16 protein-coding genes are annotated in these 17,597 nt (G+C 62.3%); 13 read left to right on the forward strand and 3 right to left on the reverse strand.

The annotated features are described in order from the left end of the window. The first annotated feature begins 33 nt into the window (after nucleotides 1–33). The 5 genes from ABH939_RS04255 (at nucleotide 34) to ABH939_RS04275 (ending at nucleotide 5,301) form a co-directional block, all read left to right on the forward strand. A complete protein-coding gene (locus ABH939_RS04255; RefSeq protein WP_003939841.1) occupies nucleotides 34–1,317 on the forward strand; it encodes an ABC transporter substrate-binding protein in 1,284 nt (427 codons plus the stop codon). A gap of 13 nt (nucleotides 1,318–1,330) precedes the next feature. Then, nucleotides 1,331–3,052 carry a class I adenylate-forming enzyme family protein gene (locus tag ABH939_RS04260; protein WP_404649363.1) on the forward strand — a complete coding sequence of 574 codons (1,722 nt, stop codon included), beginning with the start codon at nucleotides 1,331–1,333 and terminating at the stop codon, nucleotides 3,050–3,052. Further along, nucleotides 3,049–3,450, forward strand: a complete 402-nt coding sequence (locus ABH939_RS04265) for a nuclear transport factor 2 family protein (protein WP_404649364.1) — start codon at nucleotides 3,049–3,051, stop codon at nucleotides 3,448–3,450. The genes ABH939_RS04260 and ABH939_RS04265 overlap by 4 nt, the downstream gene beginning before the upstream one ends. 4 nt (nucleotides 3,451–3,454) lie before the next feature. Next, a complete protein-coding gene (locus ABH939_RS04270) occupies nucleotides 3,455–4,435 on the forward strand; it encodes an LLM class F420-dependent oxidoreductase (RefSeq protein WP_404649365.1) in 981 nt (326 codons plus the stop codon). A gap of 65 nt (nucleotides 4,436–4,500) precedes the next feature. Continuing rightward, the gene (locus ABH939_RS04275) at nucleotides 4,501–5,301 is read left to right on the forward strand and encodes a crotonase/enoyl-CoA hydratase family protein (protein ID WP_404649366.1); all 801 of its coding nucleotides are present in this window, start codon (nucleotides 4,501–4,503) and stop codon (nucleotides 5,299–5,301) included. A gap of 46 nt (nucleotides 5,302–5,347) precedes the next feature. On the opposite strand, the gene ABH939_RS04280 is transcribed toward ABH939_RS04275, so the two are convergent. Continuing rightward, nucleotides 5,348–6,649, reverse strand: a complete 1,302-nt coding sequence (locus ABH939_RS04280; protein ID WP_404649367.1) for an MFS transporter — start codon at nucleotides 6,647–6,649, stop codon at nucleotides 5,348–5,350. 267 nt (nucleotides 6,650–6,916) lie between these two features. Continuing rightward, complete coding sequence (locus tag ABH939_RS04285) at nucleotides 6,917–8,104, reverse strand: ROK family transcriptional regulator (RefSeq protein WP_003946405.1); 1,188 nt, start codon at nucleotides 8,102–8,104, stop codon at nucleotides 6,917–6,919. Between the two features lie 194 nt (nucleotides 8,105–8,298). Here ABH939_RS04285 and ABH939_RS04290 point away from each other — a divergent pair, with 194 nt between their 5' ends. From ABH939_RS04290 to xylB, 3 genes are all read left to right on the forward strand, one after another. Continuing rightward, nucleotides 8,299–8,529, forward strand: coding sequence for a DUF3263 domain-containing protein (locus ABH939_RS04290; RefSeq protein ID WP_030534904.1), 231 nt, complete (start codon nucleotides 8,299–8,301; stop codon nucleotides 8,527–8,529). Nucleotides 8,530–8,598: 69 nt separating this feature from the next. Continuing rightward, complete coding sequence (locus tag ABH939_RS04295) at nucleotides 8,599–8,916, forward strand: WhiB family transcriptional regulator (protein ID WP_003946343.1); 318 nt, start codon at nucleotides 8,599–8,601, stop codon at nucleotides 8,914–8,916. Between the two features lie 24 nt (nucleotides 8,917–8,940). Then, nucleotides 8,941–10,338, forward strand: a complete 1,398-nt coding sequence (gene xylB / locus ABH939_RS04300) for a xylulokinase (protein ID WP_047272588.1) — start codon at nucleotides 8,941–8,943, stop codon at nucleotides 10,336–10,338. A gap of 7 nt (nucleotides 10,339–10,345) precedes the next feature. Here the strand turns inward: xylB and ABH939_RS04305 are convergent, their stop codons facing one another. After that, on the reverse strand, nucleotides 10,346–11,062 hold the full coding sequence (locus ABH939_RS04305; protein WP_047272587.1) for an HAD family hydrolase: 717 nt from the start codon (nucleotides 11,060–11,062) through the stop codon (nucleotides 10,346–10,348). Between the two features lie 142 nt (nucleotides 11,063–11,204). On the opposite strand from ABH939_RS04305, the gene cycA reads away from it, so the two are divergent. From cycA to ABH939_RS04330, 5 genes are all read left to right on the forward strand, one after another. After that, on the forward strand, nucleotides 11,205–12,668 hold the full coding sequence (gene cycA / locus ABH939_RS04310) for a D-serine/D-alanine/glycine transporter (protein WP_003946351.1): 1,464 nt from the start codon (nucleotides 11,205–11,207) through the stop codon (nucleotides 12,666–12,668). Nucleotides 12,669–12,790: 122 nt separating this feature from the next. After that, complete coding sequence (locus ABH939_RS04315) at nucleotides 12,791–13,561, forward strand: M23 family metallopeptidase (protein ID WP_003946431.1); 771 nt, start codon at nucleotides 12,791–12,793, stop codon at nucleotides 13,559–13,561. Nucleotides 13,562–13,686: 125 nt separating this feature from the next. Then, nucleotides 13,687–15,192 carry a glutamate-cysteine ligase family protein gene (locus ABH939_RS04320; RefSeq protein ID WP_065351259.1) on the forward strand — a complete coding sequence of 502 codons (1,506 nt, stop codon included), beginning with the start codon at nucleotides 13,687–13,689 and terminating at the stop codon, nucleotides 15,190–15,192. A 141-nt stretch (nucleotides 15,193–15,333) separates the two neighbouring features. After that, on the forward strand, nucleotides 15,334–16,227 hold the full coding sequence (locus ABH939_RS04325) for a universal stress protein (protein WP_404649369.1): 894 nt from the start codon (nucleotides 15,334–15,336) through the stop codon (nucleotides 16,225–16,227). Nucleotides 16,228–16,402: 175 nt separating this feature from the next. Next, a complete protein-coding gene (locus ABH939_RS04330; protein ID WP_007727670.1) occupies nucleotides 16,403–17,443 on the forward strand; it encodes an LLM class F420-dependent oxidoreductase in 1,041 nt (346 codons plus the stop codon). Nucleotides 17,444–17,597 lie beyond the last annotated feature (154 nt).

Here is a 17,597-nt window from a genome sequence, read left to right on the forward strand (position 1 = left end):
TTTCTCTCAACTCACAGCAAGGAACTGGACGATATGAAAAGGCAGACCACGATTCCCGCAGTCATCGCCGCTGCGGCACTACTCCTTTCGGCCTGCGGAGGTAACTCCGACGCAGAGAGCAACACGTCGACCTCGGCCGGAGCAGTATCGGTCGACGACTGCAGCGATCCCAGTGGTGCCGCGGCGCCGATCACCGACAAACTCACGGTGGGGTGGAGTGGGCCGACGTCCGGCCCGCTCGCCGACGCGGTCGGCAACGTGATCGAAGGAATGCGAGCACGGTTCGAGGTCGAGAACGCGGCCGGCGGCGTCGGCGGCGTCAAGCTCGACGTCGTGGTCAAGGACGATGCCTTCTCCCCGGAGCGCGCCAAAGCCAATGTCGGAGAGTTCATTCAGAAGGACAAGGTCGACGTTCTGGGCACGTTCGGAGCAGGCCAGTTGAACGCCATCGCGGACGACCAGACCACTGCCTGTGTTCCACTGCTCTTCGCGCAGGCAGGTATGCCCGAGTTCCGGGTGATCGAAGACTTTCCGTGGACCACGGAGTATCTACCGGATCCGGGCGTCGAGATGGAGGTAGTGGTCGAAAGCCTGAAGAAGAAGTATCCGAGCGGCGCCAAGGTTGCCTTGGCCACGAACCAGACCGAGTCCGGACAAGGGATCGCCAACGGCTTCAAGTCCGCGATCGAAGGAACGAACTTCGAGATCGCAGCCGAAGAGGCGCTGACCGACCCCAAGACGGCGGCATCGACCCTCAAAGCCAGTGGCGCCGAGGTATTGGTGGTGGCCGGTGTCACCACCGATTGCCTCGCGATCACCCAGGCGATCGGACGTGTCGGATGGAAGCCCGACACCGTGATTCAACCGTCGAACTGCGTCGACGGTGCGACGCTGTATGCGCCCGCCGGTGATGCTGCCGACGGGCAGCAGGTGATGGTGTGGCTCAAGGATCCCAACAACGCCCTCTACAAGGACGATGCGGCGGTACGTGACTACCTGGCCGGTGCGGCTGCTCACGGTGCCGATTCCCCGACCAACAGCTACACCGTGAATGGCTGGGCCATCGGTGACCTGTTGGTGGACAACTTCACTCGGGCCTCTGAGTCATCCGACGGACTCTCACGCGCCAGCATCATGAGTGCCGCACGAACGCAGGACTACCACCCGCCGATGTTCATCGACGGAATCAAATTCACGATGACCGCGGACCATGCATTGGGAATCCTGGCATTCCAGCCGTTCGAGTGGAACGCCGCTACCCAGGCGTTCGAGAAGCAAGGCGACGTGATCGACATTTCCGGCCGTTACGAGAACTGAAACGAGTACGCGAATGAACAAGGCACACAGGGGATTGCATCCTCGCGTCAAGGTGGACGAATACACCTCGAAAGGATGGTGGTCCGACGAGACGATCGATCAGGTGTTCCGGGCGCAGGTGCGGGTACGCGGTGACGAACTTGCCGTGGTTGATCCGGCGAACCGGAGCGAGTTGTCCGGCGGAGATCCGCGACGCCTCAGTTGGAACCAACTGGAGAGCGAAGTCATCGCGCTCGCTGCCGGCTTCTCCGAGGTGGGTTTGGGCCGGGGAGATGTTCTGGGCGTGCAGATGCCCAATACCGTCGAATTGGTCGAGGTCTACCTTGCAGCGTGGTCTCTGGGGATCGTGGTCTCGCCATTGCCCATGCAGTACCGCGAACGTGAAGTGGAAGGAATGGCAAACCAGGCGGCGTTTGCAGCATTTGTCACCGTACCCAGTTTTGGTGACAGACTCCCTGCTACGGAGATCGCTGCAATCAGATCCCGGATTCCCTCTCTGAGATCGGTGTTCGCCTACGCTCCCGCATCCGAGCTTCCGGCCCAGTTGCCCGCCGGTGTCGTGGGGCTGAGTCCTCGGGCGGCCACCGAAACACAGCGCAGTGAATTGGATGTACGAATCACCGAAGATCCCAACGACCCCAACGATGCGATGACGATCTGTTGGACCTCCGGGACCGAAAGCGAACCGAAGGGGGTCCCACGTTCGCACTACGAGTGGCTGGCCATCTGCTGGGCCACGATCGACGCTCCCGACATCGTCGTCGGCGACGTCTTGCTGAACCCGTTCCCGATGGTCAACATGGCCGGAATCAACGGAATGTTCCTGCCGTGGCTCCGCACGGGATGTGTACTGGTACAGCACCACCCGTTCGATCTTCGAGTTTTCCTCGGGCAGATCGAGGCCGAGCGCGTGACGTACACGGTAGCGCCGCCTGCGCTGTTGTGGATGCTGCTCGCCGACGAGTCGATGCTCGCGGCGGTCGACCTGTCGAGCTTGACTCGGATCGGTTCGGGTTCGGTGCCACTGCAACCTCCGATGGTGCGGGGATGGCAGGAGCGATATGGAATCGGAGTCATCAACTTCTTCGGGTCCAACGAAGGCATCAGTCTGCTCTCCTCGCCTGCGGACATGCCGGATCCGGACGACCGCGCACGGTACTTCCCTCGTTTCGGTGTCGAGAACTTCCGCTGGAGCACCAGAATCTCCGACTGGATGGACGTTCGCTTGGTCGACGTGGTCACCGGCGAGGACATCACCGAAGTCGGGCACCCGGGTGAGTTGCGAATCAGCGGACCGACGGTCTTTGCCGGCTATCTCGGCGATCGGCCGTCTCCGTTCGACGAACGCGGATTCCTCTGCACCGGAGACATCTTCGAGATTGCCGGTGATCACGGGCAGTTTCTCCGCTACCTGGACCGGGGGAAGGACCTCGTGATCCGCGGCGGAATGAACATCGCCCCAGCCGAACTGGAGGGATTGATCGCCGAGCATCCGGCCGTTGCGGATGTGGCCGTCATCGGCGACCCCGACGAAGTACTCGGTGAGCGCGTCGCAGCAGTGGTCACGCTGCGGCCCGAGACGGAACTCGAGCTGGACGCTCTGGTCGCGTTCCTGAAGGACAAGCGCATTGCGTCGTACAAACTTCCCGAGCGGCTGGAGATTCGGAAAGAACTGCCGCGCAATTCGACCGGAAAGATCCTCAAGCGTGAGCTTCGACAGAAGAGTGTGGCATGAGTGTGATGAACGACAGTGACAAGCTTGCGTTGGCGCGTGGGATGTTCCAGGCGTGGGACGTCATGGACTGGACACGCGTCGTCGACTTGTTCGCCGAGGACGGTGTGCTCCACAGCGTCATGCAGGAACCTCTTGTCGGCAAGGAGGCCGTTGCGGGCCGAATTGCGTTACTGGCAAGCAAGTGTGAACGGATCACACTGAAGATCGAGTCTCTCGGCGTGATCGACGGAAGGGTATTTGTGCAGCGAGTGGACGACTTCCACTTCGACGGTACCCATGGCGTCGTTCCTGTTGTCGGAATCCTCAGCATGGCAGACGGACGGATCACCGAGTGGCTCGAGTACTACGACCGTCCGACACTGTTGGAGGGAATGGGTCTTGTCTCCGACTTCGAGTAGAGGTTTGCCGACCATCGACATCTCCCTGGGGTTGTGGCAGGACCGTCCGCCGCGGGAGGTGACCACTACCGCGCGCCTCGCCGACAAACTGGGGTTCGGCCGAGTGTGGGTGGGGGAGATGGCGACGTACGACGCCTTTGCGCTGGCGACGTCGGTCGGCGTCGGCTTCGAGTACTCCGAACTAGTGGTCGGCCCACTCGCGGTGACGGTTCGTGATCCGGCGATGATCGCGATCGGGGCGGCGTCGGTGGCCGATCTCACCGGGCGCCACGTGTCGATCGCCTTGGGTACGTCCAGCACTGTCGTGGTCGAAAAATGGCATGGGCGAAGCAGATCCGGGGCGGCACGTGCACTTGCGGAGTCCGCCCGCGGTGTGCGAGCGCTCATGAACGGCGAGCGGGGTGAAGTCGCCGGAACGGTGATGCGGACCAGCGGATATCGGCTGCGACTTCAGCCGCCGGGCGGCCGGCTGATCGTTGCGGCATTCGGGGACAAGGCGCTTCGGGCCGCGGTGGAGTTGGGCGACGAACTGGTGCTCAATCTGGTCAGCCCGGAGCAAGCGGGGCGCCTGATCACACGGTGCAAGGAAATCGCTGCCGAGTTGGAAACCGGCATGCCTTTCGTGTCGGTGTGGGCACCGGCTGCCGTCGCCGAGAATGGACCGTCACAGGTGTCGATCGATCAACTTCGACGCGGGCTCGTACCGTATCTGGCTGCTCCGGGGTACTCGGACATGTTCGTCCGCGCGGGCTTCGCTGATGTGATCGAGGCAGCCAGGGCCGGGGCCGCGCCGCGCGAGCTCTTGAGCCAGGTCTCGGGCGCGATGGTGGCAACGGTGGGAATCGTCGGGACTCCGGCCGATGCCCGCGAGCAACTCGAGGCGTACCGAGCGGCGGGTGTGGACTCCGTCGTGGCCGTGCCTTCATCCACTGATTCGGATCCTGCCGGCAAAGTGACCATGGAACTTCTTGCGGAGATGGCATGACGGACCCCCGACGAACTTACTCTCAGGTAAGTTCGTCGGGGGTATGTCTAACCGAAGGAGTAGCCGTGAGTGATCGCGTTCGTGTCGAGGTAGTGCAGTCGGTGGCGTACGTGACGCTCAGCCGACCGGAGAAACTCAACGGTCTCGATCTGGACATGCTCGACGCCCTGGTGGACGCCGCTCGAACTATCGAAGCTGATCGTTCGATCCGGGGCGTGATTCTTCAAGGCGCGGGTGACGCGTTCTCGGCCGGGTTGGACTTCGCCTCTGCGGGTAAGCAACCGAGGCGCATGGCGAAGGCCTTCGCGAAATTTCCCGGTCAGAAGTCCAACCTCTTTCAACGCGCGTGCTGGGTGTGGCGCGAATTGCCCGTGCCGGTCATCGCGGTCGTTCACGGGCACTGCTTCGGTGGGGGACTGCAATTGGCGCTCGCCGCAGACTTTCGATTCACCACCCCCGATTGCACGTTCTCGGTGATGGAGGCGAAGTGGGGATTGATCCCCGACATGACCGGAACGGTCACGATGCGCGAACTCGCGGCAATGGACGTCGTGAAACGCCTCGCCATGACTGCTGAACTGTTCGACGGAAATCAGGCTCTCGAGTGGGGGTTCGTGAGCGGAGTCAGCGACAATCCGATCAAGCCGGCACAGGAACTGCTGTCGCAGATCGCGGTTCGCTCGCCGGACGCCGTCGCAGCGACGAAGACGTTGCTGCACAAGACCTGGAACCGCTCGCCTCGCGGCGCGTTCTGGATCGAATCGCGGATCCAACTGGCGCTGATGCGAGGCAAGAACCACAAGATCGTGCGTACAGCGAATGCTGCGAAGAAGTTGCCGGAGTTCGCCTTTCGAAAGTTCGGCTGACAAACTCCGGCATCGCGACGCCGTTGGGCGTCCACATTCAGGTCGATCACACCATCAGGTCTCGTCCTGATCGATCCTTGATGAGCATCGTGGCGACGAACGAGACCGCCGCCAGCAGGGCGAGGTAGATCGAGATGGCAAGGGTGCCACCGGTCTTGCCGAGGAGCCACTGTGCGACGGTGGGAGCAAAGGCGCCGCCGAAGATGGTGCCTACCGCGTAGGAGATCGACGCACCGCTGTAACGGATCGAAGCCGGGAACAGTTCGGCGAACAACGCGGGTTGAGGTCCGTACGACAGCCCGAGTCCGACCGAGAACAGGATCATCGCCACGTAGATCCAGCCGAGATTCCCGGTGTCGATGAGGAGGAAGAACGGCACCGCGAAGAGGACCATTGCGAGGTTGCCCACGTTCATCACCGTGGTGCGGCCGCGTCGATCCGACCAGTAGGCGCCGATCATGGTGAAAACGCCCCACGTGACGGCACTTGCGAGCGTGGCAATCAGTAGTTCGGTCTTACCCAGGCCATAGGTCTTGGTTGCGTACGCGACGATGAATCCGCCGATCACCATGTAGCCGTTGCCGTTTGTGCCGATGAAGGACAGCGCCGCGAGTACGACCTGCTTCGGGTGTTTCTTGAACAGAGTTCGGATAGACGTGTTGCTCTCGGTGCGGCGTTCCTTGAGTTCGGCGAATACGGGTGACTCGCTGACCTTGCTTCGAATGTAGAAGCCGACGCCGATCAACACGACGCTGAGCAGGAACGGCACTCGCCATCCCCAGGTGGTGAACTGTTCGTCCGTGAGGGTGAACGTGCACAGTGCCAAAACGCCGGTGGCGAGCAACATTCCGAGCGGTACTCCCATCTGTACGAACGCTCCGAAGAATCCTCGACGCTTGGTGGGTGCGTGTTCGACGGCAAGAAGAGCGGCCCCGCCCCATTCGCCGCCCGTCGAGAATCCTTGGACGACGCGAAGCAGGATCAACAGGATCGGTGCCCAGATTCCGATCGAGGCATACGTCGGCAGCACGCCGATGAGAACCGTCGCGGCACCCATCATCGCCAACGTCGCGACCAGGACACGTTTGCGGCCGAGCCTGTCGCCGAGATAGCCGGCCACGATGGCACCGAGAGGACGGAAGACAAAGCTGATGCCGACCGTGACGTAGGAGACGATCTGGCCGGCCGAGCCCATCGGCTTGAAGAACAGGTCGGCAAAGATCAGGGCTGCAGCTTGGGCGTAGATGAAGAAGTCGTACCACTCGACGGTGGTGCCGACCATCGACGCCATCGCGGCGCGGTCGTATTCCTTCGCGGCGGGCTTGGTGCCAGTTCTGGTTGTGGTCATCGAGCTACTTTCTGCCAGTCACGTGGTTCACCGACACGGTGAAACTGCGAAGTCGGAACAGGGGAGAAACGCTGTTCGATCTGCGACGTTGCCGGTGTGCTCGGTGCATGCTTTTGGCTGACTCGGAGCGTTCCTGCGCGATCTCATCGTCGATATCGGCAACCGAATGATCGGTAGGTAATGAATTATGCAGAAGTGTGAGCGTCAACACAAGCGATGCCGGAAAAGTCTGATTGTTTGATGCGGAGCGTGCGAGAAGTCAGCGACTCACGTGTGGAGTGACGCCGCGATCCGCAGATCGATTTCCCTGGCGCTGAGCAGATGGTCGAGGACGAGAACCGCACAACCGAGGATGCCGGATTGTGCGCCGTGGCTGACCGAAGCGATCTGAAGCTTTCGGGTGGCAAGCGCCGTTGCGTTGCCGTAGACGGACTCCCGAAGCCCGGCGAGGAAGAGTTCGTCCGCCTCGGCCATGTCGCCGCCGATGATCAGGACCTCGGGATTGAGGAGATTGACCGCGCCGGAAATGACGTCGCCGATCAGTCGGCCGCTGCTTCTGATGAGCCGGCGGGCTTCGCTGTCGCCGTCCAGGGCGAGGCGGACGACATCACGCACGTGACCGACGCTTCGGCCCTGATCTCGGAGGGCATGCACGAGAGCCCAACCGCTGGCGACAGTTTCGACGCAGCCGACGTCGCCGCAGCGACACTTCATGCCCCGCGCTGCAGCGGTTTTGGTATGCCCGATCTCGCCGGACGCTCCGAGTGAACCGCGTTGGAGGACTCCGCCCATGACGATTCCTGCGCCGAGGCCGGTTGACGCCTTGATCATCAGGAGGTTGGGCGCACTCTCGCGTCGCTCGCTCAATTCGGCCAGAGCCATCACGTTGGCATCGTTGTCCGCGAACAGCGGAGCCGTGGTCACCGATGCCAGATAGGGGGCAAGCGCGACTCCGTCCCATCCCGCCATCATCGGAGAGTCGAGGCTTGCTCCCGCGGCGACGTCGACCGTTCCGGGAATGCTCAGTCCGATTCCGATGACCTCGGTAGACGCGCGGTGGACCTGGGCCAGTAGTGACGAAAGATGCTCGGCAATTTCGGGCATCAGTTCGTCGGGGCCGACCCCGACCGACTTGTCGATGTCTTCTGCCGCGAGGATCGTGCCCGCCAGGTCGGTGACGGCAAGTTGTGCCCGCGATCGACCGATTGCCACGACGAGAACCACGCCGGACGAGTTCGCGAAGGTGAGAGTGGACGGCGGCCGGCCGCCCGTCGACGGGCCCTCGTCGTCATCGGCGATCAAACCAAGCGATTGAAGTGCTGCAACCCTGGCCGATACCGCCGTCCTGGACAGGCCGGTGAGCTTCCCGATCTCGCTGCGCGTGGTCGCGGAACCGCTGCGTATCAGCGTGAATACCTCTCCCGCGGTAGCCGGAGTCGTGGACGGTCGGGTCATTGTCCTATTCAAGCATTCCTCGTCGGTAACTTCAGCGTGCGAAAGTTCGCATACTTTGTCCACAAAAAGACGTAAGTAGGTCTTGTGAAAAAGCAGAAGTAGGCATAGTCTGTGTCTTGACTCACTGCCACGGGCGTCCGAGGAGACGAGTCGCAGTTTCTGTGAAGCAGGGCGCACAAACAGGGGAGAACCTGATGAGCCGCACGGATACACAAGAGATCGTCGAGTTCGCACGTAAGTGGCAGCAGTTCGACGGTGGACCTGACGAAGAGATCTTTGTAACCTTCGGCCTCGCCCCGGACGAGTATTTCCGCAGGCTGCAGGCAATTCTCGACGACGGCGTCGTAGCGCTGACTCCGCCGGTCACCGGCGAACTCGCAACGGTCTGTGCACATCGACTCGGCCAATCGGTCAGGCGTCGATAAGTCCGACCCGGCGTCAGCCCAGAGTCACCCGAATCCGTGTCACCCGAGTAAGGAATTGAGGTCGCCATCATGCACAAGCACCTTCCGATGCCGTACCCGACCGCCGAAGTGTGGGACTGGCAGCTGCAGGGAGCGTGCCGCGGGCACGATTCCGCGGTGTACTTCCATCCGGACGGCGAGCGTGGACACGCCCGCGAGAACCGTGAACGCAACGCCAAGAAGGTCTGCGCGACGTGCCCTGTACTCCAGCAGTGCCGCGAACACGCACTCTCCGTCCACGAGCCGTACGGCATCTGGGGTGGAATGACGGAGACCGAGCGCGCAGAATATGTGCGATCGCTGCGTAAGCGCAGCAACCGGATGCCCGCGGTCGCCAACGCGAGCTGACGGTCCTTCGGAAAGGACGCCAGTGTGACCCTCGTAGCCGGTATCGATTCGTCTACCCAGTCGTGCAAAGTCATTGTCCGTGATGCCGATTCGGGAGAGCTGGTACGAGAAGGGCGGGCGGCGCACCCCGTCGGTACCGAGATAGATCCGGCATGCTGGCTCGAGGCGATGGACAGTGCAATCGCCGCGGCGGGTGGGCTCGGCGACGTCGCAGCCGTATCGGTCGGAGCTCAACAGCACGGCATGGTGTGTCTGGACAGTGGCGGCGAGGTTGTCAGACCGGCGTTGCTGTGGAACGACACTCGGTCGGCGAAGGCTGCGACCGATCTGGTCGAAGAGTTCGGCGGACCCAAGGCGTGGGCCGACGCAGTTGGTGTAGTTCCGGTCGCCGCGGTCACGGCAAGCAAGCTTCGATGGCTGGCAGATCACGAACCCGGCAATGCCGATCGCACTGCCGCGGTGTGTCTTCCGCATGACTGGTTGTCCTGGAAGTTGGGTGGGTCCGGCTCGATCGAGGAGCTTGTTACCGACGCGGGCGACGCCAGTGGAACCGGCTATTATGCTGCCTCGACGCGCGAATATCGTAAAGATTTGCTGGCGTTGGCATTTCGCGGTCGAACCCCGCATGTTCCCCGAGTTGCATCGCCGAACGAAAAGATCGGAAGTACACGTTCCGGAGGTATTGTCGGGCCTGGCACCGGTGACAATGCCGCAGCCGCACTGGGTTTGGGAGCAGTTCCCGGTGACGTGATCATCTCGATCGGAACATCCGGCGTCGTCTCGGCTGTATCGGCCACCCCCACGCACGATCCCGGCGGGAACGTGGCAGGATTCGCGGACGCAACCGGCCTGCACTTGCCGCTGGTGTGCACTCTCAACGGCGCGCGCATTCTTGATGCGACGGCGTCCATTCTCGGTGTCGATCACGCCGAACTGTCGCGGTTGGCGTCGACGGCGCCCCTCGGAAACGACGGGCTGGTCATGATTCCGTACTTCGAGGGTGAACGGACGCCCAACCGCCCTGACGCCACGGGGGCCATGCACGGATTCCGGCTGCAGAACTCGACGCCTGCGCACTTTGCACGAGCCGCAATCGAAGGGCTCCTGTGCGGCTTGGCCGACGGCGTCGACGACCTGGTTCGTCAAGGCGTCGAGGTGAAGCGAGTTCTCCTCGTGGGAGGCGGAGCGAAGTCGCGCGCTCTCTGTGAGATCGCGCCGGCAATTCTCGGAGTGCCGGTCGTGATCCCTGCTCCGGGTGAGTACGTCGCCGAAGGGGCATGCAGGCAAGCAGCATGGGCACTGTCCGGGGACACGCAGCCGCCGGTGTGGCCGAAACCGGAAGAGCGACGATTCGACGCCGAACCAGCTCCCCACGTGCGCGAGCGCTACGCGTCGTTGCGCGAACTCACCGAAGGTGTCTGAGCGCTCCCTACAGAAGCCCGAACTTCCGCACTGCGTCGAGTAGCGCGTGCGGGCGTTCGGTCGTCGGCAGGGGATCGACGAGTGCGAACTGGCAACCGACGTCACGGGCAGCGCCGTCGGCGATGTCGCTGTCACCGACCATCAGAGTCTGCGCCGCATCCACATCGAGTTGTGCGAGGGCGTACTCGAAGATCGCCGGTTCAGGCTTGACTGCACCCACCTCGAACGAGAGAACGAACTCGTCGACCCAGACGTCCCAGCCGCGGTCGGCGAACGCCGGACGGATGTCGAAGGCGATGTTGCTCAAGACGGCAGTGCGTATGCCCTTCTCCGACAGTGACTTCAGGACCTCGCCGGTATCCGGGTACGGCGACCACTGATCCGGATCGACCAGCAGGGCGTAGAAAGCTTCGGCCCGAACCGGATCGGGCACCCCGGACTTACTCAACACGTCGAGGTAAGCCTGACGATGCAACTTCGGATCCCGGTCGCGGTTCTCCCACGCGTAGATCTCCGCTTCGTCCATCTCCACGGTTCTGCCCACCGGCGCGGTCATCCGACGCATCAGCTCGGCTTGAGCGTGCACGTCGAGCGGATCGCCTTGGTGATCGACGAGGTGCTCGGTCCAATCGTCGCTCTCCTCCAAACGGAAGAGGGTTCCGGAGAAATCGAACAGCGTCGCGGCGATATGTCCGTCTTGATGGGCCGTGCTGTCAGTGTTCACCTCGACAGGTTATCGGCGTCCGCTTTCCGATGCGTGATGTGAGCCAGTGCACGCGTACTTTGAGAGAGCACATTTTCCGAGGTTCCCCCGACGGGCACGATTTCGATGCCCCGGATGAACCGAACGACGAGGGGGATCCTCCGTGTCCGACCACGCGAATACACCAGACCTGACGAAGCCGTCCGGCGAAGACCCCCACCTCTCACGTCAGCTGTCCAACCGGCATATCCAGCTGATCGCCATCGGTGGTGCCATCGGCACCGGACTGTTCATGGGATCGGGCAAGACGATCTCGCTCGCCGGGCCTTCCGTGATCTTCGTGTACATGATCATCGGATTCATGCTCTTCTTCGTCATGCGGGCGATGGGGGAGCTGCTGCTCTCGAACATGGCGTACAAGTCGTTCTCCGACTTCGCCGCGGATCTGCTGGGCCCCTGGGCGGGATTCTTCACCGGCTGGACCTACTGGTTCTGCTGGATCGTCACCGGCATCGCGGACGTCATCGCGATTTCCGGGTACTTCAAGTACTGGTGGCCAGGGCTCGCGGCGTGGATTCCTGCTTTGCTGACGATCGCGGCGCTGTTGCTCCTCAATCTCCCGACCGTTCGCGCTTTCGGTGAAACCGAGTTCTGGTTCGCGCTGATCAAGATCATCGCCATCGTCAGCCTGATCGTCGTCGGCATCGTCATGGTCGTCTCCGGGTTCACGGCGCCGAACGGTGCCACCTCGGGTATCGACAACCTCTGGAACGACGGCGGGATGTTCCCGACCGGATTCATGGGCTTCGTCGCCGGCTTCCAGATCGCCGTGTTCGCCTTCGTGGGTATCGAGCTCGTCGGTACGACGGCAGCCGAGGCCAAGGACCCGGAGAAGAATCTGCCGAAGGCCATCAACTCCATCCCCATTCGTGTCCTGCTGTTCTACGTCGTTGCACTGACCGTGATCATCGCGGTGACTCCGTGGCGTGAAATCAGCGCAGACAAGAGTCCGTTCGTCGCCATGTTCACACTCGCCGGCCTCGGCATCGCTGCATCTGTCATCAACTTCGTCGTGCTGACCTCCGCGGCATCTTCGGCCAACTCGGGTATCTACTCCACCTCGCGCATGGTGTTCGGCCTTGCGCAGGAGGGCGACGCACCGAGGGCCCTCGGCAAGCTGAACTCACGCAAGGTCCCCGCGAACGCCCTGATGTTCTCGTGCATCTTCCTGCTGGCGTCGTTGATCCTGCTGTTCTCGGGCGATTCCGTGATCGAGGCCTTCACCGTCGTCACGACCATTTCGGCGCTGCTGTTCATGTTCGTATGGACGATCATCCTGGCGAGCTACATGGTGTACCGGAAGCGTCGTCCGCACCTGCACGAGGCGTCGAAGTTCAAGATGCCCGGCGGCATCGTGATGTGCTGGGTCGTGCTCGCGTTCTTCGTCTTCATTCTCTGGGCACTGACAACCAAGGACGACACCCTGCAGGCACTTCTCGTCACGCCGATCTGGTTCGTGGTTCTGGGCATCGCGTGGGCGATCATCCGGCGTCGACCCGCTCACCGGGCACGATACGACGCATTCAAGTCAGAACTGGACGCCAGCCGACAGAACGGCGACAAATAGTTTTGGTCAAGATCGGGTAACGGTGGCGGCCGCCTTGATCAAACTGTTACATTCTTCGGCAGACAGAGGAGCGGGCTTCATCAGAAGGACGCTGCACGCCGACGACTGACGGAGTACACACTGTGGGAAACCACCACCGCACGGGCAATGACGATGTTGTCTTCGAGATCGATCCCGAGGCAGCAAGCGGCCGCCACCGCACCCCGTCGGCTGGCCCTGGTGCCGGTGTCAAGGCAGGTGTCGTAGCTGCGGCTACCGGTGCACTCCTCGTCGGTGCAGGCCAGATGGGCGCAGGAACCGCTGCTGCGGCGCCGGCAACACAGACCATCGCCGGAATCGAAATCCCGCAGGGTCTGCTCCCCGAGGGCGTTGTCGTTCCGGCTGAATTGGCGGCACTTCCGGCTCTCGACATCCCCGAGCTTCCCGATTTTGCTGCCGACCTCAACACGCAGGCACAGCAGTTCCTCGCTGGGATCAACCCCGGCACCTCAGCTCGTACCGTGCAGCCGGTGTCCGGAACGCTGACCTCAACCTTCGGTTCGCGCTGGGGAGCACACCACGGCGGCCTCGACATCGCGGCTCCGATCGGTACGCCGATTCTGGCTGCAGCCGACGGCCAGGTCATCGACGCCGGCCCAGCGTCAGGTTTCGGCCTCTGGGTCCGCGTCCAGCACGACGACGGCACGGTCACCACGTACGGCCACGTCAACGACTACCAGGTCAACGTCGGCCAGCGCGTCAACGCCGGCCAGCAGATCGCCACCGTGGGTAACCGTGGCCAGTCCACCGGCCCGCACCTGCACTTCGAGGTTGCCGAGAACGGCGCAAAGGTCGATCCCGCAGCGTGGCTGCAGGCTCGCGGCGTAGCTGTCACCTGGGTCGACAACTCGTAGAAGAAACTTTCGGAGAACTGCGGTGGCGTCGGGAAATTCTTCCCGGTGCCACCGCAGTTCTCGTTTGTCGGTGACACCGGACGGATAGCCTTCAGTGACGTTGATCGTCGAAGGGGGAATGCGCAATGGGTGCAGAGGTCACGGCGCGAGAATTCACCAGAGCCGACCGTAGGCTCTTTCGTAAGAAGGTGCGCTCGTGCGTCGACGCCATGAAGCAGATGCTCGACGGTGGTGACTTCCGAGACGCCGTCGACAAGCCCGCTCCGCTGTTGGGCATGGAGATCGAGTTCAACCTCGTGACCGGCGACATGACGCCCGCGATGTCCAACCGTGAAGTGCTCGAATCCATCGACGACTCTGCGGTTTTCCAAACCGAGCTCGGACAGTTCAACGTCGAGATGAACGTCGAGCCCGGCCCACTCACCGGTGATGCAACTTTCGAATTGGAGAAGAAACTGCGGGCGTCCCTCGACGTCGCAGACGCGCGAATCCACGCGCACGACGCCGAGATGGTGATGATCGGGATGCTGCCGACACTGCAGCTCGAGCATCTCGATCGAGAGTGGATCACCGCCAACCCGCGCTACGAATTGCTCAACGAGCAAATTTTTGCCGCGCGAGGAGAGGACATCGAACTCGACGTCGAAGGTGTCGCGCTACCCGGCGGCGACGTGGAAACCCTTCGGGCCGACACCAATTCGGTGGTGCCGGAGGCGGCATGTACGTCCATGCAGTTGCACCTGCGCGTCGCGCCGGAAGAATTCGCAGCGCACTGGAATGCCGCGCAGTGTCTGGCCGGAGTACAGGTGGCGCTTGCGGCCAACTCTCCTTTCCTGGCAGGCAAGGCGCTTTGGCACGAATCACGCATTCCGATCTTCGAACAGGCAACGGACACCCGAACTTTCGAGCTCAAGAACCAAGGTGTGCGACCGCGAGTGTGGTTCGGTGAGCGGTGGATCCATTCGGTTCTCGACCTGTTCGAGGAGAATTCACGGTACTTCCCGGCGCTGCTCCCTGATGTCTCGGACACCGATCCGCTGGAAGTGCTCGCGGCGGGCGGGGTTCCGGAGTTGAGCGAGCTTCAGATGCACAACGGCACGGTCTATCGCTGGAATCGGCCCGTCTACGACTGCTCGGATGGCAAGCCGCACTTGCGTATCGAGAATCGGGTGCTGCCGGCCGGGCCGACCGTCGTCGACATCATGGCCAATGCGGCCTTCTACTACGGAACCGTTCGCGCATTGGTGAACGCGGAGCGGCCACTGTGGTCGCACATGTCGTTCCATGCGGCAGAAGAGAACCTGCACATCGGCGCCAAGTACGGACTCGACGCCACCCTGTACTGGCCGGAGATCGGTTGGGTCGGTGCCGACGAGTTGGTCCTGCGAAGGCTGCTGCCGTTGGCGGACGAGGGTTTGGCCGACTTCGGATTGTCCGCCGCGGCCCGCGATCGGTACCTCGGCGTGATCGAAGGGCGGTGCATGAATCGGCAGACCGGTGCCGCCTGGCAACGCGAGCAAGTGGCGCACGCGGAGGCCTCGGGCGCGGACCGCTCGACTGCGCTCACCGGAATGCTCCGCGGTTACGTGGAGAACATGCGGACGGGAGATCCTGTTCACACCTGGTCCTGATTGCTCTGCTAATTCTCCTATCCGTCAACAGTTTCGGGGACCTAAGTCCCCGAAATGAAGAGGGGGCGACCCCAAAAAAGCCGGACAAGTGGGATGGTTAGAGTGAAAGTGGCTCGGTTACTTCTTCAGGAAGGTGGGCACATGAGTTCACGCGAACATAACAGTGTTGTTGTCGGAGTCGAGGGTTCGGACACTGCGTCCACAGCGCTCCGCGAGGCCGCGAAAATCGCCTCCCAGCGCGAATTGCGACTCGACATCATCCACGCTCTCGACTTCGCGCCTTACGGTTTCGGCGGACCGTACGTCGACGCGGGTGGGGTGTACGAATGGGTCGAAGAGGCCGGAAAAGCGATCTTGGCAGAGGCGGAACAATTCGCCCGTGAGATCGATCCGAAACTCGAAGTTCACACCGAAATCGCCATCGGCAGCGCAACTCAGTGGCTGATCGAGAGTTCGGCACAGGCCAGGCGGGTCGTTGTCGGAGCGTCGGCGTCAGGCAAGGCGGCGACAGCAGTCCTCGGCAATACCGCGGTCGGTGTGGCCAGTCACGGCAAGTGTCCGGTCATCGTCGTTCGGGACCGCGATGGTGCGGTGCCCTCGGAAGGACCCGTAGTGGTCGGCGTCGACGGCAGCGCGTTGAGCGCCCAGGCCGTCGGTGCGGCTTTCGAGGAAGCGTCGTTCCGCGGAGTCGAGTTGGTGGCGTTGCACGTGTGGAGTGACCTTGGCAGTGCGGCATTCGAAGACCCGAGGGCCGCTGCGCTTGCCCCGCAGTCTCTCGAAGAGGAAGAGCACGCGGTACTCAGCGAGAGCTTGGCTGGATGGTCCGAGCAATACCCGGACGTGAAGGTCCGGCGCGAGGTATACCTCGACAACCCACGCGGACGGCTGTTGGACTGGTCGGCAAAAGCGCAGCTCGTCGTAGTCGGAAGCCGTGGTCGCGGTGGATTCCGCGGCATGTTGCTCGGCTCGACCAGCAACACCCTGATCGCTTCGGCCAAGTGCCCCGTCATGGTGGTTCGCCCCGAAGAATCCTGACCCTCGACAGGCTCTCCCACTGCCCCGTTCATTTCGGTCATCGAATATGAACGGGGTAGTCACATGAATGCGGACTCAGGTTCCGTAGTGTTCGATGTGAGTAAGTGTTCGATGGGAGTACCACTGCCGTGTGCGCATCGCACACGGCAGCAATCGTCAGGATTGGGGTTACAACGTGCGTATCGGTATGGGTTTGAACTACAGCGGCGGGTTCGCCGAAACCGTCGAAGAGGTCGGTGACCTGGAGAAGGCGGGCCTCGACATCGCCTTCGTCCCGGAGGCGTATTCCTTCGACGCCGTCAGCCAGCTCGGTTACCTGGCGGCCAAGACGTCGACCATCGAACTCGCTTCCGGAATCTTTCAGATCTACACCCGTACCCCTTCGTTGACCGCCATGACGGCGGCGGGCCTGGACTTCGTCTCCAACGGTCGCTTCGTGATGGGACTGGGCGCTTCCGGACCGCAGGTGATCGAGGGGTTCCACGGCGTCAAGTACGACGCTCCGCTGGGACGCACACGTGAGGTCGTCGAGATCTGCCGTCAGGTATGGCGCCGCGAGAAGGTCGAGTACCAGGGCAAGTACTACCAGGTTCCCCTCCCCGCCGAGAAGGGCACCGGACTCGGAAAGCCGCTCAAGCTGATCAATCATCCTGTGCGTGAGCGCATCCCGATCCTGATCGCTTCGCTCGGACCCAAGAACGTCGAGCTGACGGCGGAAATCGCCGAAGGCTGGGAACCTATCTTCTTCCATCCGGAGAAGGCAGCAAGCGTGTGGGGTGAGCCGATCGCCAAGGGCAAGGCCAAGCGCGATCCGAGCCTCGGTGAGCTTCAGGTGTACGCGTCGCCGGCACTGGCCATCGGTGACGACGTCGACCACATGCTCGACTGGGTACGCCCGAGCCTTGCGCTCTACATCGGTGGCATGGGCGCCAAGGGCAAGAACTTCTACAACGATCTCGCGGTGCGCTACGGCTACGAAGAGGCCGCCGAGAAGATCCAGGATCTCTACCTCGCAGGCAAGAAGGACGAAGCCGCAGCAGCAGTGCCGGACGAACTGGTTCGCGCAGTGTCGTTGATCGGTCCCGAGAGCTACGTCAAGGAACGCGTCGCAGCCTTCGCCGAAGCCGGTGTCACGACGCTCAACGTCACGCCGTTGGCGGCCGACCGCAACGGCCGAGTGCAGCTGATCGAGAAGTTCCGCAAGATTTGTGACTGACCCTGCTGTGCGCCTTTATTAACCGCCGGCGGTTAACAAAGGCGCACAGCAGAGCGGGTGGTTCAGGATCTCCTGCGTACGAAACCCGATTTTGGGCGCTTGTTGACAGGACTTTTTTCACTTCTGACCGGTCGGGTTCTTCACCTAACGTGGA

Origin of the sequence: Rhodococcus sp. 27YEA6, from assembly GCF_044908235.1 — a bacterium.
Lineage (GTDB): Bacteria > Actinomycetota > Actinomycetes > Mycobacteriales > Mycobacteriaceae > Rhodococcus_F > Rhodococcus_F qingshengii.

Excerpts from the sequence above, each read along its gene's own strand:
- ABH939_RS04255 (WP_003939841.1), top strand. The coding sequence starts at position 34 with ATGAAAAGGCAGACCACGATTCCCGCAGTCATCGCCGCTGCGGCACTA.
- ABH939_RS04260 (WP_404649363.1), top strand. The coding sequence starts at position 1,331 with ATGAACAAGGCACACAGGGGATTGCATCCTCGCGTCAAGGTGGACGAA.
- ABH939_RS04265 (WP_404649364.1), top strand. The coding sequence starts at position 3,049 with ATGAGTGTGATGAACGACAGTGACAAGCTTGCGTTGGCGCGTGGGATG.
- ABH939_RS04280 (WP_404649367.1), bottom strand. The coding sequence starts at position 6,649 with ATGACCACAACCAGAACTGGCACCAAGCCCGCCGCGAAGGAATACGAC.
- ABH939_RS04285 (WP_003946405.1), bottom strand. The coding sequence starts at position 8,104 with ATGACCCGACCGTCCACGACTCCGGCTACCGCGGGAGAGGTATTCACG.
- ABH939_RS04290 (WP_030534904.1), top strand. The coding sequence starts at position 8,299 with ATGAGCCGCACGGATACACAAGAGATCGTCGAGTTCGCACGTAAGTGG.
- ABH939_RS04295 (WP_003946343.1), top strand. The coding sequence starts at position 8,599 with ATGCACAAGCACCTTCCGATGCCGTACCCGACCGCCGAAGTGTGGGAC.
- ABH939_RS04320 (WP_065351259.1), top strand. The coding sequence starts at position 13,687 with ATGGGTGCAGAGGTCACGGCGCGAGAATTCACCAGAGCCGACCGTAGG.
- ABH939_RS04325 (WP_404649369.1), top strand. The coding sequence starts at position 15,334 with ATGAGTTCACGCGAACATAACAGTGTTGTTGTCGGAGTCGAGGGTTCG.